The organism is Rhodococcus sp. WAY2 (genome assembly GCF_009859915.1).
In the GTDB taxonomy this organism is placed as follows: domain Bacteria; phylum Actinomycetota; class Actinomycetes; order Mycobacteriales; family Mycobacteriaceae; genus Rhodococcus_F; species Rhodococcus_F oxybenzonivorans.
Genome location: NZ_CP046572.1, coordinates 4,622,085 through 4,647,446, shown reverse-complemented (window position 1 = coordinate 4,647,446; position 25,362 = coordinate 4,622,085). Strand labels below are relative to the sequence as shown.

The 25,362-nt window shown below is 64.1% G+C and carries 22 protein-coding genes; 9 read left to right on the top strand and 13 right to left on the bottom strand.

The window, feature by feature from the left end; genetic code table 11:
• The 4 genes from GFS60_RS21080 to GFS60_RS21065 are packed head-to-tail and all read right to left on the bottom strand — an operon-like array spanning position 1 to position 6,212.
• Complete coding sequence (locus tag GFS60_RS21080; protein ID WP_236603226.1) at positions 1-1,668, bottom strand: indolepyruvate oxidoreductase subunit beta family protein; 1,668 nt, start codon at positions 1,666-1,668, stop codon at positions 1-3.
• Positions 1,668-3,830, bottom strand: a complete 2,163-nt coding sequence (locus GFS60_RS21075) for a thiamine pyrophosphate-dependent enzyme (RefSeq protein ID WP_159924257.1) — start codon at positions 3,828-3,830, stop codon at positions 1,668-1,670. Before GFS60_RS21075 ends, GFS60_RS21080 begins: the two co-directional genes overlap by 1 nt.
• 13 nt (positions 3,831-3,843) lie before the next feature.
• On the bottom strand, positions 3,844-4,617 hold the full coding sequence (locus GFS60_RS21070; RefSeq protein WP_159924255.1) for a cyclase family protein: 774 nt from the start codon (positions 4,615-4,617) through the stop codon (positions 3,844-3,846).
• A gap of 8 nt (positions 4,618-4,625) precedes the next feature.
• Positions 4,626-6,212 carry a phytoene desaturase family protein gene (locus GFS60_RS21065; RefSeq protein ID WP_159924253.1) on the bottom strand — a complete coding sequence of 529 codons (1,587 nt, stop codon included), beginning with the start codon at positions 6,210-6,212 and terminating at the stop codon, positions 4,626-4,628.
• 380 nt (positions 6,213-6,592) lie between these two features.
• Between GFS60_RS21065 and GFS60_RS21060 the strand changes: the two genes are divergently transcribed.
• Together GFS60_RS21060 and GFS60_RS21055 are read left to right on the top strand one after the other, a co-directional pair.
• Positions 6,593-7,099 (top strand): hypothetical protein, encoded by a 507-nt coding sequence (locus GFS60_RS21060; RefSeq protein ID WP_159924251.1) that lies wholly within the window; start codon positions 6,593-6,595, stop codon positions 7,097-7,099.
• Positions 7,100-7,309: 210 nt separating this feature from the next.
• Positions 7,310-8,500, top strand: coding sequence for a lipase family protein (locus GFS60_RS21055; protein WP_442972166.1), 1,191 nt, complete (start codon positions 7,310-7,312; stop codon positions 8,498-8,500).
• A gap of 44 nt (positions 8,501-8,544) precedes the next feature.
• Here GFS60_RS21055 and GFS60_RS21050 read toward each other — a convergent pair whose 3' ends face one another.
• Complete coding sequence (locus tag GFS60_RS21050; protein WP_159924249.1) at positions 8,545-9,108, bottom strand: TetR/AcrR family transcriptional regulator; 564 nt, start codon at positions 9,106-9,108, stop codon at positions 8,545-8,547.
• 102 nt (positions 9,109-9,210) lie between these two features.
• Between GFS60_RS21050 and GFS60_RS21045 the strand changes: the two genes are divergently transcribed.
• Positions 9,211-10,050: an alpha/beta fold hydrolase gene (locus tag GFS60_RS21045; protein WP_159924247.1), complete on the top strand. Its 840-nt coding sequence runs from the start codon at positions 9,211-9,213 to the stop codon at positions 10,048-10,050.
• A gap of 130 nt (positions 10,051-10,180) precedes the next feature.
• On the opposite strand, the gene GFS60_RS21040 is transcribed toward GFS60_RS21045, so the two are convergent.
• The 7 genes from GFS60_RS21040 to GFS60_RS21010 form a co-directional block, all read right to left on the bottom strand.
• Positions 10,181-10,888, bottom strand: a complete 708-nt coding sequence (locus tag GFS60_RS21040) for a type 1 glutamine amidotransferase domain-containing protein (RefSeq protein ID WP_201453409.1) — start codon at positions 10,886-10,888, stop codon at positions 10,181-10,183.
• A gap of 226 nt (positions 10,889-11,114) precedes the next feature.
• Complete coding sequence (locus GFS60_RS21035; RefSeq protein WP_159924245.1) at positions 11,115-12,689, bottom strand: AMP-binding protein; 1,575 nt, start codon at positions 12,687-12,689, stop codon at positions 11,115-11,117.
• On the bottom strand, positions 12,686-13,945 hold the full coding sequence (locus GFS60_RS21030; protein WP_236603225.1) for a bifunctional 3,4-dihydroxy-2-butanone-4-phosphate synthase/GTP cyclohydrolase II: 1,260 nt from the start codon (positions 13,943-13,945) through the stop codon (positions 12,686-12,688). Before GFS60_RS21030 ends, GFS60_RS21035 begins: the two co-directional genes overlap by 4 nt.
• Positions 13,942-14,454 carry a flavin reductase family protein gene (locus tag GFS60_RS21025; RefSeq protein WP_159924243.1) on the bottom strand — a complete coding sequence of 171 codons (513 nt, stop codon included), beginning with the start codon at positions 14,452-14,454 and terminating at the stop codon, positions 13,942-13,944. Before GFS60_RS21025 ends, GFS60_RS21030 begins: the two co-directional genes overlap by 4 nt.
• A 19-nt stretch (positions 14,455-14,473) precedes the next feature.
• A complete protein-coding gene (locus GFS60_RS21020) occupies positions 14,474-15,310 on the bottom strand; it encodes a fumarylacetoacetate hydrolase family protein (RefSeq protein ID WP_159924241.1) in 837 nt (278 codons plus the stop codon).
• Positions 15,310-16,269, bottom strand: a complete 960-nt coding sequence (gene dapA, locus GFS60_RS21015) for a 4-hydroxy-tetrahydrodipicolinate synthase (protein ID WP_159924239.1) — start codon at positions 16,267-16,269, stop codon at positions 15,310-15,312. Before dapA ends, GFS60_RS21020 begins: the two co-directional genes overlap by 1 nt.
• The gene (locus GFS60_RS21010; RefSeq protein ID WP_159924237.1) at positions 16,266-17,201 is read right to left on the bottom strand and encodes an ornithine cyclodeaminase family protein; all 936 of its coding nucleotides are present in this window, start codon (positions 17,199-17,201) and stop codon (positions 16,266-16,268) included. The genes dapA and GFS60_RS21010 overlap by 4 nt, the downstream gene beginning before the upstream one ends.
• A 201-nt stretch (positions 17,202-17,402) precedes the next feature.
• Here GFS60_RS21010 and GFS60_RS21005 point away from each other — a divergent pair, with 201 nt between their 5' ends.
• The gene (locus GFS60_RS21005) at positions 17,403-18,311 is read left to right on the top strand and encodes a LysR family transcriptional regulator (protein ID WP_159924235.1); all 909 of its coding nucleotides are present in this window, start codon (positions 17,403-17,405) and stop codon (positions 18,309-18,311) included.
• A gap of 16 nt (positions 18,312-18,327) precedes the next feature.
• Here the strand turns inward: GFS60_RS21005 and GFS60_RS21000 are convergent, their stop codons facing one another.
• Positions 18,328-19,473: an LLM class flavin-dependent oxidoreductase gene (locus GFS60_RS21000; protein WP_159924233.1), complete on the bottom strand. Its 1,146-nt coding sequence runs from the start codon at positions 19,471-19,473 to the stop codon at positions 18,328-18,330.
• A 274-nt stretch (positions 19,474-19,747) separates the two neighbouring features.
• Between GFS60_RS21000 and GFS60_RS20995 the strand changes: the two genes are divergently transcribed.
• From GFS60_RS20995 to GFS60_RS20975, 5 genes are read left to right on the top strand one after another with little or no spacing between them, the layout of a single operon-like run.
• Positions 19,748-20,929: a cytochrome P450 gene (locus tag GFS60_RS20995; protein WP_159924231.1), complete on the top strand. Its 1,182-nt coding sequence runs from the start codon at positions 19,748-19,750 to the stop codon at positions 20,927-20,929.
• A gap of 6 nt (positions 20,930-20,935) precedes the next feature.
• Entirely contained in the window at positions 20,936-21,139 is a 204-nt protein-coding gene (locus tag GFS60_RS20990) for a ferredoxin (protein WP_159924229.1), read from the top strand.
• A 2-nt stretch (positions 21,140-21,141) separates the two neighbouring features.
• Complete coding sequence (locus tag GFS60_RS20985; RefSeq protein ID WP_159924227.1) at positions 21,142-22,341, top strand: NAD(P)/FAD-dependent oxidoreductase; 1,200 nt, start codon at positions 21,142-21,144, stop codon at positions 22,339-22,341.
• Between the two features lie 13 nt (positions 22,342-22,354).
• Positions 22,355-23,728 (top strand): MFS transporter, encoded by a 1,374-nt coding sequence (locus tag GFS60_RS20980; RefSeq protein ID WP_159924225.1) that lies wholly within the window; start codon positions 22,355-22,357, stop codon positions 23,726-23,728.
• Positions 23,725-24,825 carry a hypothetical protein gene (locus tag GFS60_RS20975; RefSeq protein WP_159924205.1) on the top strand — a complete coding sequence of 367 codons (1,101 nt, stop codon included), beginning with the start codon at positions 23,725-23,727 and terminating at the stop codon, positions 24,823-24,825. The genes GFS60_RS20980 and GFS60_RS20975 overlap by 4 nt, the downstream gene beginning before the upstream one ends.
• Positions 24,826-25,362 lie beyond the last annotated feature (537 nt).

Sequence of the window (25,362 nt, the reverse complement as noted above, 5' to 3'; positions counted from 1 at the left end):
TTACCCGCGGCCGGAAGCCGTGGCCTCCAGTTGCTGGACGAGGCTGTCCCCCAGCTTCATAGTCGCCAGCTTGGCGTCCAGTCGGGCTCCGTCTTCGTCGGCGAGCGCGGACTCACGGAGCTCTGCCAGCGAAGTGACCGCACCGGGTGAGCCGACCAATGCGTGGGCCGCGGACATCAACTTGCCGAAGCTGTCGCCGCCGTGCTCATACGTGGCGCCGTAACCCTTGAGGACACGCTGGCATTCGACGATCTCACGTCCGAGGTCGGCATCGACTGCTGCAGCCCGCAGCGCGTGGTCGATCCACTCCTCGATGGCCGCCTGCTCCCGAACGAACCGCAGTGACCGCGGGCGGAGGGGTCGCAACCGCGCCATGGTGCTCAACATCGTGTAACCGTGCACCGAACTCGTGTTCAGGATCATCCCCTTGTGGGTGATCGCGCCGACCAACCGCTGGAACCACTTCGAACGGTGCATGCGGGCCCCGAGTCGGGAGGGCATCGTGTCGGTGATCTCGTCGATCTGCGGATGGAGGTATTCACGAACCTGCATCAGTTGGTGGCGTTCCGCCCGCGCCTCGGCGCGGATCCGCTCCATCCGCGCCTGCCGCGTCTTCTGCAGCGCGACCTGGATCGTGTCTTGGTAACACATCCACAACCCGATGTGCCGGGCCGCTTCGGTGGTCAGCCGAGCCGCTCCGGCTGTGTCCGGATCAACCTCGGCAAAGCGCATGACCCGGGAGAGATAGCGCTCGGCGTAGTCCAGATTCTGGTACACCGCGGTGCGGACCAGTCCGTGCAGAATCATCGACCGCGCCGCGGGAGGGAGATCCAGGACTCGCGCGGCGAGCGGCCGCAGGGCCGGCCCGACCAGTGCGAAGGGATCTGTCGCCGCGACCGTTCTGCGCCGTGCCTCTTCCTCCGCTTTGCGATCCTCCGGGGTCACCGGTCGCGGTCCGATCGAGATGGGAATCGGATTCGACTTCCGTGCGGGGCGTGGCTTCTGCTGCTGCACCGCAGCGTCGAAGCCCGCAGAGAAGGCCTTCAGTGAGGATTCGACGCCCTTTCCGAAGGCGTGGATCGGCGCCTCGAACTGGTCCCTGGTGAACGGAAGGGTCCCGGAGCCGGCGAGCGCGCCGAACAGTGCGGCGCTGATGACGCTGAGACTCTGTTCTGCCATCTCCATGAAGTCGGCGGCGATCAGTCGCTTCGAGGCCCGCTGGGCCGCCGCGACGAGTTCGGAGCTGTCGGCGCGACCGTCACCGAGGGCCATCTTTTCGTCGATGGAGTACACGCGATTGGTCGAGGTGATCAAGGTCGTTCGATCGGGTGTGACGAACCCACGCTGGACGGCCCGGCCGCATTCCATCAATTCCGAGGCGATCAGGACATCCACCTCGCCGGGACTCGGAAACACGCTGAGCACCGGTTCGATTCGGGCGTCAGCTGCCGATGACGGATTCGGCTCGTCGCCAGCCGGAAAGATCTCGACGTAGTAGACCGTCGCCCCGGTGCGCTGGGCGACACCGGCGACGGAGGTGTTCTGCGCGTAGTGGCCGGCGTTCTCGGCGACGGCGACGATCCAGTCGGCGAGCACGCCGCCGCCTTCGCCGCCCAGGGCGACGATCGCCAGAGTGATCGGACGTTGACCGTTGTACCAGTTGGACATCAGGCTGCCTCGAATTGTGCGGCGCGGCGTTCGATGCCGCGGGATGCGATCTTGATCCACCACGAGCGGACGTTCGCAAGGAGCTGTTCGCGGCGGGTGGGGTTGTCGATGACGTCGGTGCGGTAGAAGGACGGGCACAGCACCGCGGCGTGGGCATTTTCCCCGCACACTCCACAGCCGACGCAGCTGTCGAGGACCTCGGCGATCGGGTCGGTGCGCATCGGATCCGGGTTGGGTGCGATCGTCAACGACGGGCAGCCGGAGATCCGGATGCAGGCGTGGTCGCCGGTGCAGGTGTCGGGGTCGACCCCGAACCGCTCGCGCACCACCCGCTTACCGGCAGCCAGTGCTGCGCTTCTGTCGCGCTTGACGCGGCGCTGGGCATTGAGTTGGCACTCGCTCTGCATGACGAGCACCTTGGGTCCCGACTCCTCTGTGGTGAGGGCCTCGACGAACGTGTCACGAACCTTGCCGACGTCGTAGGTGTTCTTGATCGTGCGTGCCCATTTCACGCCGATACCGCGGACGGCTTTCTCGATCGGGTGCTGGGTGGACCGGGTGGGGAGGTCTGCCCGGGAGGACAGCACGTCCTGCCCACCTGTCGCCGCGGCGTAGGCGTTGTCGACGATGAGGTGGACCTGATCGCTCTTGTTGAAGACGGCGTTGCCGATGCCACTGGTGAGGCCGTTGTGCCAGAAACCGCCGTCACCCATGATCGCGATGCTGCGCCGGTCGGTGTCCTTGGAACTCAAGGCGGAGGCACCGGCTGATCCGAGGCCGTATCCCATCGTCGTGGCTCCGAGGTCGAACGGTGCGTTGACGGCGAAGAGGTGGCAGCCGATGTCGGCGCTGACGTGGTGTTTGCCGGTCTCCCGCTCGGCGAGTTTGAGACCGCTGAAGATCGGGCGTTCGGGGCATCCGGTGCACAGTCCCGGCGGCCGCGGCGAGATGACCTCGGACGACACGCGGGGAGCGGTGGGGCTCGTCGGGTCGTCGGGATCACGCAGCAGGGCGGGCTGGTGGGCGACGACGTCCGGGAGGTACCGCTGGAGGAACTCGTTGACGCCGCGGGTGACGACCGTCGAGGTGTATTCGCCGGCGAGCGTCAGCATGTCCTTGCCGTGCAGTGCGGTGGCAATGTCTGCCCGGCGCAGGATCGCGTTGAGGTTCTGCTCGATGTAGTCGGGCTGGCCCTCCTCCAGGAGGAGGACGGCGCGTTTGCCCTGGCAGAACTCGATGATTTCGTCGTCGATGACCGGGTAGGTGACGTTCATGACGTACGTCGGTACCTGGGTGCGTCCGAACGCGTCGGAGCAGCCGAGCAACTCCATCGACCGGTTCAGCGTGTTGTAGAGACCGCCCTGCACGATGATGCCGATGTCGGCTTTGTCGTTCCCGAAGACCTCGTTGAGACCGCGGTCCTTGATGAATGCGACCGCCGCAGGCCACCGGTCGTGAATCTTCTCCTTCTCGTGCAGGAAGCTGGCCGGCGGTAGCACGATCCGGTCGATGTCGCGCAGCGGATTGTCGAGCGCATCGCTGACTGTCATGGGTGGACGCTTGTTGTCCTTGGCGTCGAACGCCCCGTGCAAGTGGCAGGAGCGGAGCCGCAGGTCGAGCATCACTGGGGTGTTGCTCGCCTCGGACAGCTCGAAGCCGACCTCGACCGCGTCGACGATCGCCGAGACGTTGGGCCGGGGATCGAGCAACCACATCTGCGACTTCATCGCGAAGGCGTGGGAACGCTCCTGCATGATGCTCGAGCCCTCGCCGTAGTCCTCGCCGAGGATGACGAGCGCGCCGCCGGTGACGCCGCCGCTGGCCAGGTTCGCCAGCGCGTCCGAGGCGACATTCAGGCCGACCGTGGATTTGAAGGTCACCGCACCGCGGAGCGGGTAGTGAACGGACGCCGCCAGCATCGCGGCCGCGGTCGCCTCCGAGGCGCTGTTCTCGAAATAGACCCCGAGCTCGTCGAGGATCTCGTGGGCGTCACCGAGGACATCCATCAGGTGCGAGATCGGTGCACCCTGGTAGCCGCCGACATAGGCCACACCGGATTGCAGCAGTGCCTTGGTGACGGCGAGGATGCCCTCGACGTGCAGGGTGGTGCCGGCGCCGTTGCGGAGTTGTTCGACTTCGGCGGCGAAAGAACGTTCGGCCATATCTGACTCTTCCTTACTTCTCGACCAGTGCGACCACGCGGGCGGGACTGCCTGATCCGCCGACGATGGGCAGTGGCAGGACCGCGAGCGCGAATCCAGTCGGCGGCAGGCGATCGAGGTTCTGCAGCTGGGTCAGTCCCAGCTTGCCCGCGCCGAGCATGTGGTGGTGGCAGGGGAACGTCGGATCCAGTGCGGCAGCCTGACCGGCGTCGGTGCCGACGGTTTCCACACCCACCCCGACCAGGTCGGTTTCCTCGGCGAGCCAGCGTGCACACTCGGCCGTGAAACCTGGTGTATGCGAACCGGTCTCGTCGATGTTGAGGAAGTCGTCGCTGTTTTCCGATCGACTCGACCACCCGGTGCGGTAGAGGAGCCAACCACCGGAGGGGAGGGCACCGTGCGTGCGTTGCCACTGCTCGATGTCGGCGATATCGAGGAGGAAGTCCGGGTTCTCGGCCACCCGGTCGGTGACATCGAGTACGACGGCCGAGGTGATCAGCGAGCGCAACGGCACCTGTGACACATCCAGTCCGTCCTTGCCGGTGATCCAGTGGTTCGGCGCATCGACGTGGGTGCCGGTGTGTTCGCCGGTGTGGATGTTGTTCCAGTACCAGCCCGGTCCTTCCTCGTCGTAGCGACTGATCAACTCCAGGCGAAACGGCAGGGTGTTCTTGAACGGTTCCGGCAAACGCAGCACCGGGGTCTTGTCCGTCAGTGGTGCGGTGAGGTCGATCAATTCGATGCGCTCGCCGGCAATGGACGCGAGAAGGTCGGTGATCACTGGCATGTCAACTCCTAGTTGGCTTTACGCTGCCGCTGTGCGGCAAGTTTGGTGGCCACCAGATGGCCTGAACCGGCGCCCAGTCCGGCTCCGGGATGAGTGGACGCCCCGATGTGCCAGAGCCCGTCCACGCAGGTCCGATGCCGTCCGGCCTCCGGCAGTGGGCGCCACAGGAAGCTCTGATCCAGCTCGGAACTGCCGCCGTAGGGGTCTCCGCCGACGGCATTTTCGTTGTATGCCGCGAGATCGGCCGGCGAGATCACGTCCGTTCCGAGGATCTTCAGACCATGGGTGTGCGCGTCCACGCGATCGATGACGCGCTGGGCGTAGGCCTTGGCCAGTTCGGGGGTCCAACCGTCCGCGGTGTTCAGCTCGCCGGCGGCGTCGCCGAGCGGTTCGTACGGAACTTCCTGCAGTTGCAACCAGAGCGAAGCGGCACCGGACGGAACGCGTGAGGGATCCAGGAGGGATTGTTGTCCCACCACGACTGTCGGCTTCCTGGGGAGAAGACCGGCCTCCGCTTCCGCACGGGCAATACCGGTACTCGCCGATCCATCCGAGATATGCACCAGGGGAACCTCATCGAGTCGGGTATCGCGCCACTTGGGTGATTCGGACAAGGCGATGTGGATCTGCATCTCACCGCGCCCGTACCGGTACCGCCGTGCCTGGGCCCGCAGCGGGGCAGGACTCGCCTCGGGAGGCAGCAACGACCCGTACAAGGCGGTGGGTGTTACCGACGCCAGTACGGCGCGCCGGGCCCGGTAGCGTCGCCCTGCCGTCTCCACGCCGGTCGCACGTCCTCCCTCGACAATGATGCGATCGACGCGGGATCCGGTATGCACCTCGACGCCCAATTCGTCGAGTAGTCCTCGAAAGGCCTGGAGCAGTCGTGCCGAGCCCCCCTCGACGACCGGCAGTCCGAACCCGTGGACGGTGGCCGCCAGCACCGGAATCATGAAGCCGCCGGAGGCATTGTCCGGCGACAGACCCGCGTGCAGCAGCCACGGCACCCACAGGTGATCCACCTCGGGACCGACATACTCCCGAGAACAGTAGGCGCGGCCCGACGCAGCGAGGTCTCGAAGCCACTTCTCGGAGCCGCGCCGCCCATTGGTTCTGAAGAAGCGCGCCAGTAGTGGAACGACTCCGGCGCTGCGGATTTCGCTACCCATCATTCCGCCGATCACCGGTGCGTTGCGGCCGAACCGGTGCAACGCTTCCAGATAGGCAGTCGCGTCTACTTCGCTGCCGAAGCCCGCTGCCGTCAGCTCCGGATCGCGATACGCCAGGGTGACGCGGCCGCTGTCGGCAACGCTCGCGGTCACGGCCTCGTCGGTGTTGCAGAATCGCAGCCCGTGACGGGCCAGGTCGTCGCCGAGCGCCGTGTGCGCGGGGCCCGACACGAACAGCGGGTACCAGGAAGAGAACGTGTCGTGCACGTAGCCGGGCACCGTGCGCTCACCGCTCCCGACGAACCCACCGATCTCCGGATTACTCTCCAGGAGTGCCACTTTCCAGCCAGATCGCGCCAGCATGGACGCGGCGACGAGTCCGTTGATTCCGGAACCGACGATGACGGCATCGAATTCGTTGTGCATCACATTCCCTTCGACTGTGAGCCACAACACTATTGACACCGAAGCGGTGAAGCTATCCTCTTTGCGCGCGTCTTATCCGAATGCCGCTCACTTCTGCGACGACCCGGTGCCGATGAGGGTGACGTGCCCCCTCGAGGGCCCTGTGAGTACTTATTAACCGCCCGCGGGTAATAAGTACTCACAGGTCTCATAGTGACGACGGTCACATCTGTTGACTTGCGGGATCCTCACAGCATCTACTTAGGCGGCCCTCACAGAGGGCAGGCTAACCGTTCTCGCGCGTCAGCCGAGGCTCATCCCCGGGTGATCCGGAGCTGGCACGCAAGGATCACATGCGCCGCGTGCGGGGGCCCGGCGACTAACGACAAGGACATACTCTCGTGGCTTCTTCCACCAAGCGGCGCCTGGCCGGCGCCGGCATCATCGCCGGACTCTCCGCGCTCACACTGATCGCAAACCCCGCTATCGGTTCCGCAGCGATCACCGGTGCGGCGACCGTGACCGCGGACGCCGGTGCAGGCACGATCACCACCTCGATCACCGGACTGAACACCACCAAGCCGTTCGTCAAGTGCGAGGGCACCGTCTACAGCGCCGACGCAACGGTCCTCGACTCCACGACGAAAGTGGGCCAGAGCTTCCCCGTGACCGGTCCGACCATGGTCGCCGGTCAGGTGCTGACCAATGCGTCCGGCGTCGGCACCTCGGCTGTTTTCCCCGACGGCGAATACCAGGTGCGCACGAAGTGCAAGGAGGAGGGCGACGTCGACTACCAGGACCCCATCGCCCCCGTGCGGGTCACTGTCAGCTCGACCACCCCAGGCGGCGGCGGCCTGGACTTCGGTCTCGACGGTCTCCTCGAGCTGTTCAGCGGATTCGGTAGCTAACAGCTGGAGCGGCGGTGGCCACGTCTCGTACCTGGCCACCGCGACCCGCTGCGTCGAACGACAGTCATCTGCCCGGGTGACAGCGCATTGTCGGGCGTTCGTCCACATGCGTGCCGGATGGTCCGTGCCGTGTCACATTTGTAACGGAGCCTCTCCCTGCTCGTATACAGTCACAGCGTCTTGACGATACGGCGCAGAGGGAGCAAATTCATGCGGCGAGCCTTCAGGGCATTGATGGCGGCGATGCTCGGTGCCATCTTCCTTGCAATGACAGTTCCGGTGCCGGCAAGCGCCGAACCGCTCTATCCCTGGCCCGACCCGGATCCGTTCTACCTCGCTCCCGCCGATCTCGCGGCAATTCAGCCGGGCGACGTGGTTCGCACTCGACGGATCGACACGTGGATGTACGCCAACTCGGACGGCTGGCAGATCGCGTTCCGTTCGACGAATTCTGCCGGAAATCCCATCCTGGCGGTCACGACGGTGCTGCTCCCCCGGGGCGTCGCGAATCCACCGCTGGTGTCGTATCAGGCGATCGTCAATTCACTGGGCACCAAGTGCGCGCCCTCACGGGCTCTGTTCAACCTGGAGATGCAGGAATCGCCGGGGATGTATCTGGGCCTGCAGCGGGGATGGGCCGTTTCGGTGCCGGACCACCTCGGCCCCACCGGTGCGTACGGTGCCGCCAAACTCGGCGGCATGATTACCTTGGACAGCATTCGCGCAGTTCAGCGAGTATCCGAATTGGGCCTCACGAACAGCCCCGTAGCCCTGGCGGGCTACTCCGGCGGCGGAATGGCAAGCGCCTGGGCGGCGGCGCTCGCGCCGACCTATGCTCCCGAGCTCAAGCTTGCCGCTGTGGTACAGGGCGGAATTCCGGCTGATCTCGAACAGATGGCCGAGGGGCTCGGGTTCAACCCGCACCCCGGGTTCGGGCTCGCTTTCGCGGCGGCCGTCGGCCTCGAGCGTGAGTACCCGGAACGGCTGCCGGTGTCGTCGCAGCTCAACGAAACAGGTCTGTGGCTGCGCGAATGGATGAGCAACGAGTGCCGGCGATTCCTTCTGTTCCACGGCGCTTTCCGGAACGCTGGACAGCTGGCCGCGTCGACCAGTCTTATGGCGAGTTCGACCGCACGCCAGGTGTTACGCGAGAACAGTCTCCGCTATTTCGAGGGTGTGCCGACGGCGCCGGTCTACATGTGGCACGGCACCCTGGACGGGCTCACGCCCTTCGATTCGGTGGCAGAGGTGGCTCGTCGATACTGCACCGCCGGAGCAAACCTGACGTTCGTGCCGTATGAAATCTCGGAGCACATGACCACTGCTGTGGTGGGTTTCCCGGATGCGTACGAGTTCATCGCGGCGCGATTCCGAGGCGAGCCCGCGCCGACACGGTGCTGAGCCGGGGCTTCGACACAGCGACGTGAGCCGATAGTCCTGCGCCTTCAGCTCGTGACGGCACAGTTGTCAAGGAGTACGTCCGCGGCCGCTTTTGCGGCGGTAGCAGATTCGGGCGACTCGGAGATGGCGGCGGTTGTCTGCGCCCCCTCCGCGAGCAATGCGATTTGGAGCCCGACAATCGGCGCGCATCCGGCCTGTACCGCCAGGTCGGTGACATAGTCGATGAACTGCTTCTTGTGACTGTGTGCTGCCGCCGCGACCGCGGGCATGGTGCTGCCGAGCTCACCGAACGAATTGATGAAGGCGCAACCGCGGAACTCGTCCTCGTGGAACCAGGCGTCGAGAAAGTCGAATATCGACAACAGTTTCTCGCGCGGAGTGTCGTGTCGGCTCGCCTCCGCGCGAATGCCGTCATTCCACATTGCGGTACGCCCTTCGAGGACTCCGGTAACGATGGCAGCCTTGGACGGAAACAGTCCGTACATCCGCTTGAGGGAGATCCCGGCGGCGGTGCGTAACTCGTCCATGCCGACCGACTGGATGCCGCGCGCATAGAAGAGCGCATCGGCCGATTCGAGCACCGCCGCCTTCGCTGCGTCTACATCCACGTCACTTACCCCTTGCCCTGAGAACCATCGTTCTCTAGAGTAGTCCACGCACCGGAGAACGCACGTTCTCCGGTGAGTCGAGGATCAAGGAAGGGCGTCACCATGGCATATATCGAGGTCGGCACCGAGAACAGCACCCCCATCGAGGTGTACTACGAGGATCACGGCACAGGACAACCCGTCGTCCTCATCCACGGCTACCCGCTCGACGGCAACTCTTGGGAGCGTCAGTCGGCAGCATTGCTGAAAGCCGGATACCGGGTGATCACGTACGACCGTCGTGGGTTCGGGCAGTCCAGCAAGCCGACCACCGGCTACGACTACGACACGTTCGCGTCGGATCTGAACACCGTGCTGACCACACTGGACCTCAACGACGTCATCCTCGTCGGATTCTCGATGGGCACCGGCGAGCTCGCCCGGTACGCCGGCATCTACGGCAGTGATCGCGTCGCCAAGTTCGCCTTCCTTGCCTCCCTCGAGCCCTTCCTCCTGCAGACCGACGACAACCCGACCGGCGTGCCGCAGTCGGTATTCGACGGCATCGAGGCCGCAGCCCGCGAAGACCGGTTCGCCTGGTTCGACAACTTCTACAAAGACTTCTACAACCTCGACGAGAACCTCGGCAGTCGCATCAGCGAGGCCGCCGTACGCAACAGCTGGAATGTTGCGGCCGGAAGCGCGCCCGTTGCCGCGTATGCCGTCGTGTCCAGCTGGATCGAAGATTTCCGTGCCGACATCCAGAAGGTGCGTGAGTCGGGCAAACCTGCCTTGATCCTGCACGGGACGAAGGACAACATTCTCCCGATCGACGCCGCCGGGCGTCCGTTCCACGAAGCGTTTCCCGAAGCGCAGTACGTCGAGGTCGAAGGCGCCCCGCACGGCCTGCTCTGGACCCACTTCCAGGAGGTCAACGACGCCCTCCTCGACTTCGTGAAGTAGTCGAAGCGGGCGTCCTTCCGCACCCGGCGCCGTCGCAGATCCGTGAAGAGGCCGACAGTCGCTTCACGGTCTCGGCGGGCCGGTGAAGTGACAGTAGGAATGCTCTTCGACAAGACGGGGGCACCGAACATCAGGGCGCTATCGGGTGTGCAGCCTCTCCACCACTGCTTCCGCCACAGCGCGGGCGTTCCCCGGGGTTCTGCCCCGTGATCAGCGTCCCCTCCTCGACCACATAGGTTGCGAACGGTTCGTCGGCGATGCTGTAGTTGGCTCCCAGCTTTTTCAGCTCATCCTGAAGACTGAACGGGACGGCGTCGGCCCGTTGTGCCGCCACCTCTTCCGGCCAGGAGAAGCCAGTGACATTCTTGTCTTTGACAAGCGGAGTGCCGTCACTCAGGGGAACGCCCCGCAGGCCGGCCGGTCCGTGACACACCGCCGACACGATCCGGCCGGATTCGTAGAATTTCGCCGTCACTGCACCGAGGTCGTCACCGCCGAAGTCGAACATCACACCATGGCCGCCGGTGAAGTAGATGGCGTCGTATTCCTCGACGTCGACGTCTGCAACCTTCTTCGTGTCACGGAGAAGATCCATGAACTCGCGGTCGCGGTAGCGCATGTCGGTGCCGAGGTCACCGAGCACGTCGTGAGCGAGGCTCTCCGGGTCGATCGGTACGTAACCGCCTGCAGGACTGACAATGTCGACTTCGTAGCCGTTATCGGTGACGTAGTCGTAGAAGTGCGTCAGTTCGCCCAGCCACAGACCTGTCCGGTAGCCGACCTTCTGGTACTCGGCGACGTTCGTCACGACGATGAGGATGCGGTTCTTGGTGGCCATTGCGGTCTGCTGATCGGGTGCGAGGTCTCAGCGGCGTCGGGCAGCGGCCTCACCCGCATTCGGTACCACGGTGCTTCTTCCCTCAGGGAAAGTGTCGCCGCCTTCAACTGCACGTTACCAAGAGTTCGGCGGATGAACCTGTGTTCATACGCGAACCAGTAGTCGTCACAGGACTTGTTTCGCGTAGGGGTCGGTGGCCCTTTACGGCGGAGAGCAGCGAGCTGCGCTATTCCACCGTCGCTGACCGCGCCTGCGGAGCTTCCGGTGAAATGAGCTCGCGGAGCCGGTGCTTGAGGATCTTTCCGGTCCCAGACTTGGGCAATTCGCGGAAGTAGACGTGCTTAGGCGTCTTGAAACCCGCCAGTTGGGTGCGGGTGAAGGCGATGAGTTCCTCGGTCGACACCTTCGCGCCCGGCCGGAGCGTGACGACAGCCACCGGGACTTCACCCCACTTCGGGTCTGCGATTCCGATGACGGCCGCCTCGGCGACCGCGGGATGGGAGGTGAGTACGTGCTCGACTTCGACCGTGGCGATGTTCTCTCCGCCCGAGATCACGATGTCTTTTGCCCGGTCCCGAATCTCGACCGATCCGTCGGGATGCATGACGCCGAGATCGCCGGTCTTGAACCACTCTCCCATGCGGGCAACCTCGGTTGCAGGGTCGTCGTGGTAATAGCCCAGCATCACCGTGTTTCCGCGAACAGCGATCTCCCCGAGGGTTGCGCCGTCCGCGGGGACGTCGACGACGGGGGCGTCGTCGGTCTTGCCGACGGTGTCCAAGACCCGGATTCCTGTGCCGACGATATTGGAGTTGCCCTGCACGGCCATCGCTTTGGACAGATCAGTGTGGCTGAGACTGTTCCATTCGGGGCGTGGTTCGTTCACCACGGCAGGGCCGAAGGTTTCGGTGAGTCCGTACAGGTGGGTGGTGTGGATGCCGAGTACGGTCAGTTCCGACAGGAGGGTGGGCGACGGTGGCGCTCCCCCGGTCCCTACCTCGACGGTTCTTCCCAGCGGTCCGTTTGCCGCCTCACGATGTTGAGTCAGGTTGGTGAGGACGGTGGGAGCGGCGTTGAAGTGGGTGATGCCGCCACTGCGGAGGTGCCGCCATACCGTGTCCGGGTCGGGTCGATCGAGACAGACCTGCGTTCCTGCGGCGGCGGTGATCGCCCAAGGAAAACACCAGCCGTTGCAGTGAAACATCGGCAGCGTCCACAGGTAGACGGTGTCGAGACCGAGTCGGGCGTGGTGGATCATGGCAAGTGCCTGCAGGTAGGCGCCGCGGTGGTGATACATGACGCCTTTGGGCCGGCCGGTCGTACCGCTGGTGTAGTTCAGCGAGATGAGGCTGCGCTCGTCATCAACCGAGCGTGCGTATTCGGGTCCGCCGGCTTCCAGCACCTCGCCCACCGCAAGGGTCCGGATTCCGAAGGAGTCTGCAGCAGGATGGAATTCGTTGTCGTACAGGACGAGAGATGCGCCGGAGTGCTGAACGATGTACGCGAGTTCCGGTGCAGCCAGGCGGTGGTTGAGGGTGACGAGCACACCGCCTGCCAAGGGAACGGCGAAGTGTGCGAGCAGCATCAGTGGGGTGTTCGATGCCAGGACGGCGACGCGGTCACCGCGTGTGACTCCGTGGCCTGCGAGGGTGCCGGCCATGCGGCGGGCAGTGACCGCGAACTCACCGTACGACCACGACCGGGAGTGGTAGGTCATGGCGGTGCGATCGGCGTGGATGGCCTCCGCACGTTCGAGAAAGTTCAAGGGTGTCAGAACCTGATCGCCGAGATCTGCGGTCACAGCACGCTTCTTTCAGAGTCGATGACGTCGGGGATGTCGAGGAGATGGCCCATGCGGTCGCGTTTGGTGCGGAGATAACGCACGTTGTCGGTGGTTGCGTTACTCGAGAGCGCGACGCGGTCGACGACCTCGAGCCCATAGCGGGTCAAAGCCGCGCATTTGGCCGGATTGTTGGTCAACACGCGAACTCTGCCTATGCCGAGGTCTTCGAGAATATGGGCTCCGACCGCGTACGAGCGGGCATCGGCGGCGAGCCCTTGCGCCAGGTTGGCGTCGACGGTGTCCAGACCACTGTCTTGAAGCGCGTAGGCGTTGATCTTGTGTGCCAACCCGATGCCACGACCCTCGTGCCCCCGTAGGTAGATCACCGCGCCACAGTGCTCCTGACTGACCGCCACCAGTGCCTGCTCGAGTTGGCTACCGCAGTCACACCTGGTGGAGGCGAGAATGTCCCCTGTCAGGCATTCACTGTGTAGGCGAACGAGGGCACCGGGTTCGCTATCGGCGGCCGCGGCCACGTCGCCCATCACCAACGCCAGATGCTCGACTCCGTCGTCGCTCGCACGATAGGCGATCGCTTGGAATTCACCGAAGGCGGTAGGCATTCGTGAGGTGGAAAGTCTCTCCACAGGTGCTGCTTTCGGTCGCCGGAACTCTGCGAGATCGGCGATCGCGACCACGGGCAATCCGTGGCGGTCCGCGAATTTGCGCAGATCCGACCCCCGGCGCATCGAACCGTCCTCTGCCACGATTTCCCCGATCACCCCGACAGGAGCACGATCAGCGAGTGTGAGTAGGTCGATGGCGGCCTCGGTGTGCCCGGGCCGCTCGCGGACCCCTCCCGGTCGCGAGCGAAGCGGGAAAACGTGTCCGGGGCGACGGAAATCTCCGGGCACACTGGTCGAGCAGGCAAGGGCCCGTGCGGTCATCGCGCGGTCGCCGGCCGACACACCGGTTCCGGCGCCTGTGTGGTCGACTGTGACGGTGAAGGCGGTCTGGTGGGGGTCGGTGTTCATCGGCACCATCGGCGCAAGCCCTAGCTGATCCGCTCGTTCGGTCGTCATCGGGACACAGATGATGCCGGTGGTGTGGCGGACCATGAAGGCCATCTGGTCGGCGCTGACGGTGTCGGCACCGGCCACGAGGTCGCCCTCGTTCTCGCGGTCCTCGCTATCGACCACGACGACCATGCCGCCGGCCCGCAAGGTCGTGACGGCCCGGGTCACCGCGTGATCACCGGGGCGTGACGGAGTCACTGGTGCTCCTGGGCGAGGCGCGTGTGGGTGCCGAAGTCGCGGCGGAAATAGGTGAGTGGCGGTCCGTCGTGAGCTACCGCCTCACGAACCTCACCCAATATGAGAATGTGGTCTCCGCCCTCGACGAAGGAGGACGCGTCACACACCACCCATCCCGGAGCCCCGTCCAAGCGGGGAACACCACTGACCCGTGTCCACGGTGTGTCGGCGAATTTGTCGGCCCCTTTGCAGGCGAAGGCCGTGGCCGCTGCCGACTGGGCGCTACCGAGGATGTTGACGCCGAATCGTCCGCTGCGCTGGATGATTCCGAGAAGCGCCGAGGAGCGATCGAGAGAAACCAGGACCATGGGAGGTGCCATCGACAGAGACGTGAAGGCACTGACAGTGGTCCCGTGGGGTCGTTCTCCGTCCATGGCCGTCACGACCGAGACCGGGGTACAGACAGCAGCCATGACCTCCTTCAGCGATGCTGCGATGTCCTCGTGCTGAGCGATCGACCTTGTTGCCATTTTCTTCCTCCTCGCTACGTCATTTGACGTGGTTGACGAGTCGAGTGACGCCGGGGATGTCGATGGTCAACACTTCCCCGGGCTGTAGGTACCGGGGTGGGTCCTGTCGGAAACCGATCCCCGCGGGCGTGCCGGTGGCAATGATGTCTCCGGGGGTCAGTGTCGTCCAAGTGCTCACGTACTCGATGACGGTGGGAACGTCGAAAACCAGATCCGCGAGAACCCCGGACTGCACTCGGCTGTCACCGAGATAGGTGTGCACTTCCAGGGTTTTCGGGTCGGCGATCTCATCCGAAGTGACCAGCCACGGGCCGATCGACCCGGACTGGTCGAAGTTTTTCCCCGCCGTGGCCTGGGTTCCATGAAGCTGGTATTCCCGAACACTGTTGTCCGCGAAGGCCGTGTAACCCCAAATATGATCCGCCGCATCCTCGGCGCGGATGTTGCGGCCACCGCGGCCGATGACGATCGCGATCTCCCCCTCCCAGTCCAAACTGTCCGACATCGGGGATCGTTCGATCGGCTCTCCGTGCCCGACGAGCGAGGAGGGGAAACGGACGAAGAAGGTGGGGTACCGAGGGGGTTCCTTGTCCATCTCGACGGCGTGGTTGTGGTAATTGAAGCCGACGCAGAGTATCCGCCGCGGATCGGTGACCGGCGGTAACCAACGGGTGATTTCGTCCAGATCGATCAACGGGCATCGACGGAGATCCTGCTCGGTCAGGGAAACGAATTTCTCGATGTCGACGTCCGCGGCCACCACACCGGTGAGCCCGGTGACGTCCCGTGAGCGGCCGTCTGCGTCGAGGACGACGGTCCGCCGATCGCCGCCGTGTTCGACCGTTGCCACGCGCATCAGAACGCCTTCTCTTCGGTCAGAATGGTCGAGAACGCCTTCTCTTCGGTCAGGATGGTCGAGGCCTGACCGAGCAGGGTCTCGATCTTGTCGATGCCCGCCGGTGTGGGCGTGATCAGCGGAGACCGCACGTGCGGTGAGGCGATCCGCCCCTGCTGGTGCAGGACCCACTTCACCGGCGCCGGATTGGTTTCGACGAACAGCAGGTCGACCAGTGGATGCAGCGCATAATGCAGTGCGCGGGCCCCGTCGTGATCACCTGCTGTCCACAGCTCGTACATCCGAGCGACCGTGTGGGGTGCGATGTTGCTGACGGCACTGACGAACCCGACACCGCCGAGTGCCAGCAGCGGCAGACAGAGCAGTTCGATGCCGGACCACACCGAGATACTCTCTCCCGCTTCGAAAATCACCCGGGAGAAGTGTTCGAAGTCCTTCGTCGTTTCCTTGATACCGACGATGTTGTCGAAGTCCTGGTGGAGGCGGGCGACCGTGGACGGATCCAGGTCGACGGCGGTCCGCGACGGGACGTTGTACATGATGATCGGCAGGTCCGGGAACTCCCCTGCGATGGTGCCGTACCACCGGTAGAGCGCCTCTTGGGTGGGGCGCGCGTAGTAGGGGGTGATGATCAGCGCCGCGTCGGCGCCGGCGGCCCGCGCGGCCGCGGTGATCTCGAGGGTTTCGTCCAGCTTGGCCGAGCCGGTTCCGGGGATGAACGGAACTCGATCATTGTTCTCGTCGGCAACGGTCTCGATCGCCTCGATCCGCTCGGCGATCGTCTGAGCGCTGGGCTCTCCGGTGGAGCCACCGATCGACAGGCCGTGCGATCCGGCGGCGATCTGCCACCGGACCAGCCGACGTAGGCTTGCTGTGTCCAAGGCTCCGCTATCGGTGAATGGGGTGATCAGGGGCGCGATCGATCCGGTGATCAGTGCGGTGTCGGTACGGAATCTCATGCCAGTGCTCCTTCGCGGTGGGTCGACTCGAGCACCGTTGCAGCGACAGCCAGATCGGCCAGCCCCATCCCGAGTCCTTTGAAGATCGTCAAAGCAGGGTTCAGCGGCCGTACCACCGCACCGGTGAGAAGATCACCGAGCGTCTTCACCGCAGCCCAGTCTTCGCCGTAGTACTCGGTCAATTCGCGAGACGATCGACGCGCGTTGGCGAGGCTGTCGACGACCGTCAGATCGGAATCGGCCAGCAGCGCAGGATCGAACTCGGCTGTGTGCGGCAGAATCGCCCCGACCGCATTGAGGTGTGTTCCCGCAGACAACACTCCTGGGCTGAGGAACGGTTCCGTCGCCCGCGTGACAAGGGTGACGATCGGCGCCCCGTCGACCGCCTCCGCGAGCGTCGGGGCCGTGACGGCATCCACCCCCAGTGTGTCGCGCACGGTGGCGGCGAATCCGATCCGGCTGTTCTCGGACCGACACCACACCCGGACCCGGGTGATCGGGCGCACTGCACACACCGCGGCAACCTGACCCAACGCCTGACGACCGCTGCCGATCACAGCCAGCTCAGCGGCATCGGGAGCACTCATCAGACGTGTCGCCAACCCGGAAACCGCCGCGGTGCGCAGTGCACCGAGCGCGCCGGCCTCGAGTACCGCACGGGGGATACCGGTAGTGGCGTCGAACAGCGTCAGCAGCGCCGAGGCACCCTCAGGGGTATTGACCCAGGTTTTGAAAGCGACGAGGCCGGCTCCCTCGTCATAGGCGCCGAGCGCGTGGGCGCTGCTGGCCGGCTCCCAGGTCGTCATCGTCTTGGGGATGTTTCGGGCGGTCCCGTCGACCTCACGGGTAATCGATCCGGCGATCGCTTCGATCGCATCGGCAATCGAGACCTTCTCTCGTACTTGCTGTTCCGTTATCCACGGTACGTTCATCGTCGTCCTTGCCAGTTGTGTGTTCGAGGGGGTCGCACCGATGCGCGCTTGTTCACTCACGGCGCCGGGTCCTCGTTCCCGCGGAACGGAGCGCGATCCAAACCACTGCGGCTGTGATGCAGTTAACGATAGAGATCACGTGGTATAAAGCAAATGTCAAGATCTCGATATACGCATCACCTATTGCTTATATGAGGAGCTATGGAAGCACAGCTTTCACTCAAGCGTCTGGAAGTCTTTCGCCTCGTCGTCGAAGAGGGCAGTGTCACTAGGGCCGCAGAAGTGCTGATGGTTGCCCAGCCGGCCGTCTCGGGGCAGTTGCGAGCTCTCGAATCATGGCTCGGCGCCAAGCTCTTCGTCCGCCGCGGTAACCGCATGCTGCTGACAGAAGCGGGGGAACGCGCGAATCAGTGGGCCAAGGAAATGCTGGCCTCGGCGGCGCAAATCAGGCGCGACGTCGACGAACTCGGCTCGGGGCGCGGTGGTGCCGCGTCCATCGCATCGAGCATGGCGGTGGGGAGTTACCTTCTACCCCCGATTCTGAGCCGGTTCCAGCGTGGCCGACCCGGTGCGGACCTCACCCTGTCCAGCTCGCAACCCAACGAAGCGTTGCGCGCGGTCGAAACCGGTGAGGCGGACTTCGCCGTGGTGACCTGGGATCAGCGGCATCTACCGGACACCATGTCCTCCGAAGTCGTTCGCACCGAGCCAATCACCCTCTGCGCCGGACCGGGCCTCGTCGCCCCCTCGACGACGCTGTCCCTCGACGAGGCCTTGGCATTGCCTTTCGTCGGTGCGCCACGCGAGGTGATTTACCAACGAAACCTGATGGAACAGCTCACCCGGCTGAGTGACATCGAACCAAATTTCGTCATCCGCTTCGGACATGCCGAGCCGATGAAGCAGGCAGCCGCCGACAACGCCTGGGCGATTTTCGCTCCGCGTTACGTCGTCGAATCCGACCTCGCTACAGGTCGACTACAGGAGCTGACCGTTCCCGGCCTCGAACTTTCAGAGCGTATTGCGTTGCTGTGGCGGCGAGACAAGTATTTCTCCCCACTCCAGCAAGCGGCCGTCGACGAAATTCGTGCCGCACTTCGCTCCCGGTGACGCCACCGAACGCACTTCACCACGACCAGTTGCGGTCCTGCGGTGGCGACCAGACCCCCGCTTCACGCAGATACGGCAGCACGGAGGAGAATGATTCCAGCTCCTGCGGGCTCCACAGCGGGAAGTTGATCAGCACATTCGTTGTCGCCGTGGTGCTCTTCAGGGAGATGATTTTCTCCGCAACCTGTTCGGGGGTTCCGATCAGCTGCAAGACCGATCCGGCGCCGCCGAACGCGCGGGTTGCTTCGTCCTCCCCCATCTTCTCGTACATCGACCGGGAAGATTCGATCGATCCGAGCACATCGGCGGCGATCTCCTTGGTGGCCTCGACGTTGAGAGACTGCAACAGTCGCGCATATTCCTCCTCGGCCTCGCCCTCGTTGGGGCGCACGATAGCCATCGAGAACGGGCACGTTCCCACCACTCGTTTGCTCTTTTCGGTCAGCGCAGCCAATCGACGATCAACTTCACGCACCTTCTCCTCGGTGTTGGCCAACGTCACCAACTGATCGCAGAACCGTGCCGCGAACTCGGCGCCTGCCGGGGATGCACCCGCGCTGACCAGCAAGGGGTGCGGGTCCTGCACGGGCCGAGGGGTTTTGATCCGTCCGGTCACCCGGTAGTACTTCCCGTCGACGTCGATAGATTCCTGCTCGGTCCACAACCTCTTGACAATGTCGACGAATTCCGCTGCCATGACGTAACGCTCGTCGTGATCGATGAACGGCTCACCGAACAGTGCCGCCTCGTCGGCACTGAATCCCGTCACCACGTTCCAGCCCCACCGTCCGTCGCTGAACGCATCGAGTGTGGCGCCCATCCGGGCGACGTGGGCGGGCTTGTGGTGAGTGGTGTGGAACGTCGAAATGACGCCGATGTGCTCTGTCGTGGCCAGCAGTGCCATAGCCAGTAGCGGCGCATGGAATGCCGGCGACTGGTGCCCGAACTCCTCGGCGACACGCTGGTGCCCGGACCAGTTGTCGGCGATGAACAGGGAATCGAAGCCAACCCGTTCGGCTGCCTGCGCGAGGGCGACCAGGTTCGCTTTCGTCATCGCCGGTGTTCGCCGAGCAGCTTCGTCCGAGTACAGGAAGTTAGTCTTTCCGCTGGGAAAGAAGTACCCGAGGCTCAACTGCGAAGGGTCTTCGGTTCTCGGCTTCATGGGGTCCTCTTCGAGAGTGCTGCACGGAACTCCCCGCACAGGGATTGACAGTGATAGCAATCACACTATCGCTCCCTCGCCATAAGGCAAAGACGATGTTCCTGATGTGCGCATAAGCCAACCGTTATTTACTGATGCCGCGGAATAAGCAGAGAGTTATGTTCCTATCTCCAATTCGGTAATTGTTTATATAAAGGCGCCCTCTTACTGTGACGTGAAGCACTGATTTCGAGGAGGGGTCGTCATTACAACACACACCACCGAAGGCGAGCAGATGGCCTCGACGATCGAAGGATTCGATCACCTGAGCCCGAGCTGGAATGACTCGACGCTCTGGGACGCGTACGAGCGCTTGTTGTCGGCCGGCCCTGCGATCTACTCGCCACTCCACGGCGGATACTGGATCATCAGTCGCTATTCGGACGTCAAGGCGGCGCTTCGCGATCATGAGACCTTCTCCTCGGCCTCCGGACACCGGATCCCGATGGTGGACGGCATGTCATCGATACCGATCGACTACGACCCCCCGCTACACACCCATTACCGGTCGTTGCTGACGCGGGCGTTGACTCCCGACTCGATACGGGACTTACGGCCGTGGCTCACCTCGATGATCGCGGAGGTGCTCGCCTCGTTCCACCAGTCCGGTGGAGGCGACGCGGTGGCCGACGTTGCGCTGTCGATTCCACTACGCGTGCTCACCAAGATCGTCGGTTTCTCCCCAGCAACCGTGGCACGCTTTCGTGAACTGACCGAGGATATTTGGAGGGACGGGACGGCCGAGTCGCAGCTTCGAGGCCGCGCAGCGCTTGTCGAGGCCGTCGACCGCGACATCGACGAGCACTGCGCCCGTCGGCCCGACGACTACCTCACCTGGCTACTCGATGCCGAAGTCGACGGACGCCCGATCGACATCGGAGAAATACACTCGGTGCTGTTGACTCTTGCCGTCGCCGGCCATGAGACGACGTTGAATTCGGTGAGCACACTGCTGTATTTACTGGCTTCGGATTCATCGTTGCAGGAGCGCCTTCGCGCGGACCCCGGTGTCGCACCACTCTACGTCGAGGAGATGCTGCGACTCCGCACTCCTGCACAGATGTTTGCTCGCCGCACCACTCGTGAGGTCGATGTCGGCGGTACCACCATCCCGGGAGGCTCATGGGTGCTGCTTCTCAATGCCGCAGCCAATCGTGACTTCCGGCAATTCGAGCACCCGAACGAGTTCGATATCCACCGTTCCGCAAGAGGCCACTTGGCGTTCGGGTGGGGCATTCATCAATGTGTCGGATCTGCACTTGCCCGATCCGAACTGCGCATCCTCCTCGAAACCCTCTGCCAGTATCCGCCGATCACGCTGGCGGCCGACCCCACCTTCACGGCAATCGAGGCCGGGACACATTTCGGATTACGAAAGCTCCCCCTGTCTTTCGCCGACTCTGCACCCAGGAGCTGAAACACTATGACACCGCGCATCCACATCGACACTGCGGCCTGCAACGGTTACGGGAATTGCTTGGTCGCCGCACCCGACGTCTTCGACCTCGACCCCGACACCAACATCGCCTTCACCCGGCCCGGCCACCCCACGGACGCAGACCAGGACACCCTCCGGGAAGCCGAAGCCGACTGCCCCGTCCGGGCGATCCGGATCTCCAAGTCCTGACCATGCACGCCGCAGCCACCACTGTCATCGTCGGTGCCTCCGTTGCCGGAATCCGAGCGGCGGCGGCGCTACGACACAACGACCCTCACCACCGCATCATCCTCGTCGACGGTGAAAACGAAGAGCCGTATGACAAGCCGCCACTGTCGAAGGCAGTGTTGTCGAACACCGACCTCCCGTCACCAGATCTGACCGACCACATCGGACAGAACATCGACTACCGCAGGGGAACGGCGGCCGTCGCCGTAGACACCGCGGCGTCGACACTGTCCCTCGGTGACGGGAGCGTCATCCGCTACGACAACGCCATCCTCGCCACCGGCTCCGCACCACGCCATCTGTCCGTACTCGACGGCATACCCGGTGTGCACTATCTGCGAACCTTCGCCGACGCAACTGCGCTCCGCACCGCCCTGCTTCGCCGTCCTCGCGTCATCGTCGTCGGCGGCGGTTTCATCGGCGCCGAAGTCGCCTCCAGTACGCGCGAGCGTGGCCTCGATGTCACCATCATCGAAGCCGGACCCCGGATGGCCGCCCGGGTGCTGCCGGAACCGGTGTCCCACGCGCTTGCATCACTACACGCACGACACGGGGTGACCGTCCGATGCGGAACCACCGTGCGTGGCGCAACCTATGATCCCTGCCGCCAAGACTTCGAGTTACTGCTCGACGACGGCGACACCGTCGTCGGCGACGTAGTGGTGGTGGGGATCGGGACCGCGCCCTGCACCGACTGGGCGGCCGATTCCGCTCTCCCCATTCGGAACGGCTTCGCGTGTGGCCCGGACCTACGGGTGAACGGCACATCGAACGTCTACGCCATAGGTGACGTCGCGCGCTGGTTCAATCCCCGTTACGGCGATGAGATGCGGGTAGAGCATTGGACCAACGCCCGCGAGCACGCCGCGGTGGCCGCGCACAACATCGTGCATCCGCACGCGCCACGCCACGCGTCGACGGTGCCGTTCGTCTGGTCCGATCAGCACGGCACCCGAATTCAGCACGTTGGCGACCCAGACCTGACCGACGTGGACATCGACGCAGTCGAGCTTTCCCACTCCACTCGTGTGTTCACCTACTCGCGCGGCGGAATCACAGTGGGAGCCACCGGCTTCAATGCACAAGGCGCGCTGGCGAAGATTCGCAAACAACTTGTCGACCAGCGCGCACCTTCCCTGGACCGCGCCAACACCCACCACTGAACAAGGACGTGCCATGACTGCACCGCCCACCGATCGTCCTGACCCGAGCACGACTCAGGTGCCCGGACACCCCGCCGAGACGCCTGTCAGTGCACTGCGGCGACGGCGCAGCCTGATCGGCGTCACACTCGGGAACGGTCTCGAGGTATTCGACTGGACCTGCTATGCCGTGTTCGCGCCCTTCTTCGCCAAGGCACTGTTCAACCCGGCGAACGCCACCTCGGCACTGCTCTCCACCCTGGTGGTATTCGGCGTCGGATTTGCAATCCGCCCCTTCGGCGGGCTCCTTTTCGGATGGATGGCTGATCGATTCGGCCGCAAGCACTCACTGCTCGTAGCCATCGCTTGTGCCTCGACCGGGATGCTCCTTATCGGTCTCACCCCGACCTACGCCTCCGTCGGTGTGCTCTCCGGCGCAATCCTTCTCGCCGCTCGACTGCTACAGGGCCTCGCACACACCGGGGAAGTCGCCGCTGCCTACACCTACATCGCCGAAGAAGCGCCTCCCGCCCGGCGAGGCCTCTGGTCCTCCTCGATTTACATATCCGGTTTCCTCGCGATCATGGCCGCCACCATCATGGGCGCCCTTCTGACCACCGCACTCAGCGACCACCAGATGGCCACCTGGGGTTGGCGCCTGCCCTTCCTCATCGGTGCCGCCCTCGGCCTGATCACCCTCTATCTCCGCCGCGGCATGGACGAGACCCACGCCTTCACATCCGCTGCGGCGAAGCCTGCCTCGTCACCCTCTCTCCTTGCGAATCTGTGGACGTACCGCGCCGCCGGCACACGCGTGTTCCTCCTCATGGCGTCGGTCACCGCCATGTTCTACGCCTGGGCAGTGAGCGGACCGACCTGGGCAATCTCCGTCGCTCACATCGACCCCACGGCAGCGTTGTGGGCCGGAGTGATCGCGCTCGGCGTCAGTGCGTCGGTCCTTCCGCTTCTCGGTTCCCTGTCGGACCGTATCGGTCGACGCCGTAGTTTTTACATCTACGGCTTCGGCGTCGCCGTCACTGCATTCCCCCTCGACCACCTCGCCCGACAAGGCGCATGGCAATTCGGTCTCGCCATGACGATCGCGCTCGTGCTGTTCGCTTTCGTCGCCTCGATCCTGCCTGCTGTCCTGTCCGAACTGTTCCCCATCGGTGTACGCGCCTCAGGCATCGCCATGCCCTATGCACTCTCCGCCGTCGTGTTCGGCGGAACCGCCCCTTATCTGCAGCAATGGACGGCACAGCACAACGTTGCCTTCTTGTTCGTCGGCTACCTCGCGTCGGCCGCTCTCCTCGGCGCCCTCGTCATGCGGTTCACCCCCGAGACCGCCGGCATATCGCTCGAACCCAGCACACCCGACACCAACGATCAGACCCAGGAGAAGAAATGAGCCCGCACGCCCACCTGCTCGACAGTCGCAAGGCACCCCGATACCAGCGGGAACAGTGGTCTCCGCTGATGATCAGCGCCACCGAGATCGACACCGCCTTCGCCGCACTCGAGGCAGGCGAACCCGACGACCGCGGCCGCCGCGAAATGCTGATCGTGCATCCGCAGGCCCCGAAAGGCGCCCGTGGCCTTGCCCCCGCCACACAGGTCAGCCTCGGTGTGCTCCTGCCCGGAGAATCCACCGTCCCTGTCCGCGCCAATACCACCGGCCTGACGATGTGCCTGGCGGGCAGCGGCACGGTTCACATCGATGCCCGCACGATGCATGTGGTCCAGCAAGACGTGTGGACCAAGCCGTCGATGAATCTCGAGGCGTTAGCCAACAATGGCACGACCGCCTTCCGGTATCTGCGTTACACCAATGCCGCCCTGCTAGAATCGATTTCTGCTTACTACGAAGACTTCGGCAGCGCGGTCGACACTCATGACAACGAAGCCGTTGCTGCATCGGGGCGCCGCGCGAAAGACCTGGCACCCGCCATCGCACTAGGCGATGACGGCAGCCAACTTCTCCCCTACGAACACATCATCGACCCGGACCCGATCACGGACTCACCCCTCCTCTTCGCCTGGTCGGAGGTCAGCCAACACCTCAGCGGGGTCCTCGGCCTCAAGACCGGATACACGGGTCGGCCACTGTATTGCCTCTACAACCCGGCGACCGGACGCCTCAACGGCACCACACCGTCATTCTTCGCCACCATCACCGCGATCGGCGGCGACTTCGCCGGCGGAACCCACCGGCACATGAGCTCCGCCATCAACTACCACTTCGCCGGCAGCGGATACAGCATCGTCGAAGGCCAACGCTTCGACTGGGCCGCAGGCGACCTGATGCTGTCCGCACCCGGATGGGCGGCGCATGCACACACCATCAGCGGGGAAGGAGCCCGCATCCTCACCGTTCAAGACCATCCCCTACACGCCTCGACGGGATCGCTCGTCTGGCAAGAAGACATCGACAACGGTGAAGTCTTGGCTCTCGGAACACAAACCGGCTTCGAGACCAACCTCGCCGAGTACGCCACACAGCAATAGGCCCCGAGTTGCGGCCGCGCAGAAGTCATTCCGACGTGACCCGCTCGCAGCAACCGCGCAGGTCTTCGACTTCGTGGTCGTCGATCCCCGTGGACGCCTCACAGATTGAACTTCCGTATGAGCAGCAGACATCAACACAAGGGCAGAAGTGGCAGAGGTTCGAAGGCTGCCGCTCGCCCTTGCGAGGATCAACTGATCCTCGAACTCGCCATTGAATGGTTGCCGTTCAACGGACCCTCGTCAGAGGACATCTGGGTTCGATTCGGCATGGATGTAACACAGTTCTGGGAACGCATCTCGAGTTTGCTCGGCTACCGGCGATGGTCATGGTTGCTCGATGCACCCACAGTTCGCGCTCTGTCAGAGCGAGCCACAACAGCGCTGCGCGCCCCGCGAGAACACATTCGGTAGGCCGAGATGGTCACGGGAGACCGCACAACTCGATTCAGGAGAAATATCAGTCATGACCGACAACGGGACCATCACGGGCACTGCCCGATTCACCGGTGCCCTTTTCGCGCACGGAGACGAGGGTTA

Excerpts from the sequence above, each read along its gene's own strand:
- GFS60_RS21080 (WP_236603226.1), bottom strand. The coding sequence starts at position 1,668 with ATGTCCAACTGGTACAACGGTCAACGTCCGATCACTCTGGCGATCGTC.
- GFS60_RS20975 (WP_159924205.1), top strand. The coding sequence starts at position 23,725 with ATGAGCCCGCACGCCCACCTGCTCGACAGTCGCAAGGCACCCCGATAC.
- GFS60_RS21025 (WP_159924243.1), bottom strand. The coding sequence starts at position 14,454 with ATGGCAACAAGGTCGATCGCTCAGCACGAGGACATCGCAGCATCGCTG.
- GFS60_RS21045 (WP_159924247.1), top strand. The coding sequence starts at position 9,211 with ATGGCATATATCGAGGTCGGCACCGAGAACAGCACCCCCATCGAGGTG.
- GFS60_RS20995 (WP_159924231.1), top strand. The coding sequence starts at position 19,748 with ATGGCCTCGACGATCGAAGGATTCGATCACCTGAGCCCGAGCTGGAAT.
- GFS60_RS21075 (WP_159924257.1), bottom strand. The coding sequence starts at position 3,830 with ATGGCCGAACGTTCTTTCGCCGCCGAAGTCGAACAACTCCGCAACGGC.
- GFS60_RS20985 (WP_159924227.1), top strand. The coding sequence starts at position 21,142 with ATGCACGCCGCAGCCACCACTGTCATCGTCGGTGCCTCCGTTGCCGGA.
- GFS60_RS21065 (WP_159924253.1), bottom strand. The coding sequence starts at position 6,212 with ATGCACAACGAATTCGATGCCGTCATCGTCGGTTCCGGAATCAACGGA.
- GFS60_RS20980 (WP_159924225.1), top strand. The coding sequence starts at position 22,355 with ATGACTGCACCGCCCACCGATCGTCCTGACCCGAGCACGACTCAGGTG.
- GFS60_RS20990 (WP_159924229.1), top strand. The coding sequence starts at position 20,936 with ATGACACCGCGCATCCACATCGACACTGCGGCCTGCAACGGTTACGGG.
- GFS60_RS21000 (WP_159924233.1), bottom strand. The coding sequence starts at position 19,473 with ATGAAGCCGAGAACCGAAGACCCTTCGCAGTTGAGCCTCGGGTACTTC.
- dapA (WP_159924239.1), bottom strand. The coding sequence starts at position 16,269 with ATGAGATTCCGTACCGACACCGCACTGATCACCGGATCGATCGCGCCC.
- GFS60_RS21040 (WP_201453409.1), bottom strand. The coding sequence starts at position 10,888 with ATGGCCACCAAGAACCGCATCCTCATCGTCGTGACGAACGTCGCCGAG.
- GFS60_RS21010 (WP_159924237.1), bottom strand. The coding sequence starts at position 17,201 with ATGAACGTACCGTGGATAACGGAACAGCAAGTACGAGAGAAGGTCTCG.
- GFS60_RS21020 (WP_159924241.1), bottom strand. The coding sequence starts at position 15,310 with ATGCGCGTGGCAACGGTCGAACACGGCGGCGATCGGCGGACCGTCGTC.
- GFS60_RS21055 (WP_442972166.1), top strand. The coding sequence starts at position 7,310 with ATGCGGCGAGCCTTCAGGGCATTGATGGCGGCGATGCTCGGTGCCATC.
- GFS60_RS21005 (WP_159924235.1), top strand. The coding sequence starts at position 17,403 with ATGGAAGCACAGCTTTCACTCAAGCGTCTGGAAGTCTTTCGCCTCGTC.
- GFS60_RS21070 (WP_159924255.1), bottom strand. The coding sequence starts at position 4,617 with ATGCCAGTGATCACCGACCTTCTCGCGTCCATTGCCGGCGAGCGCATC.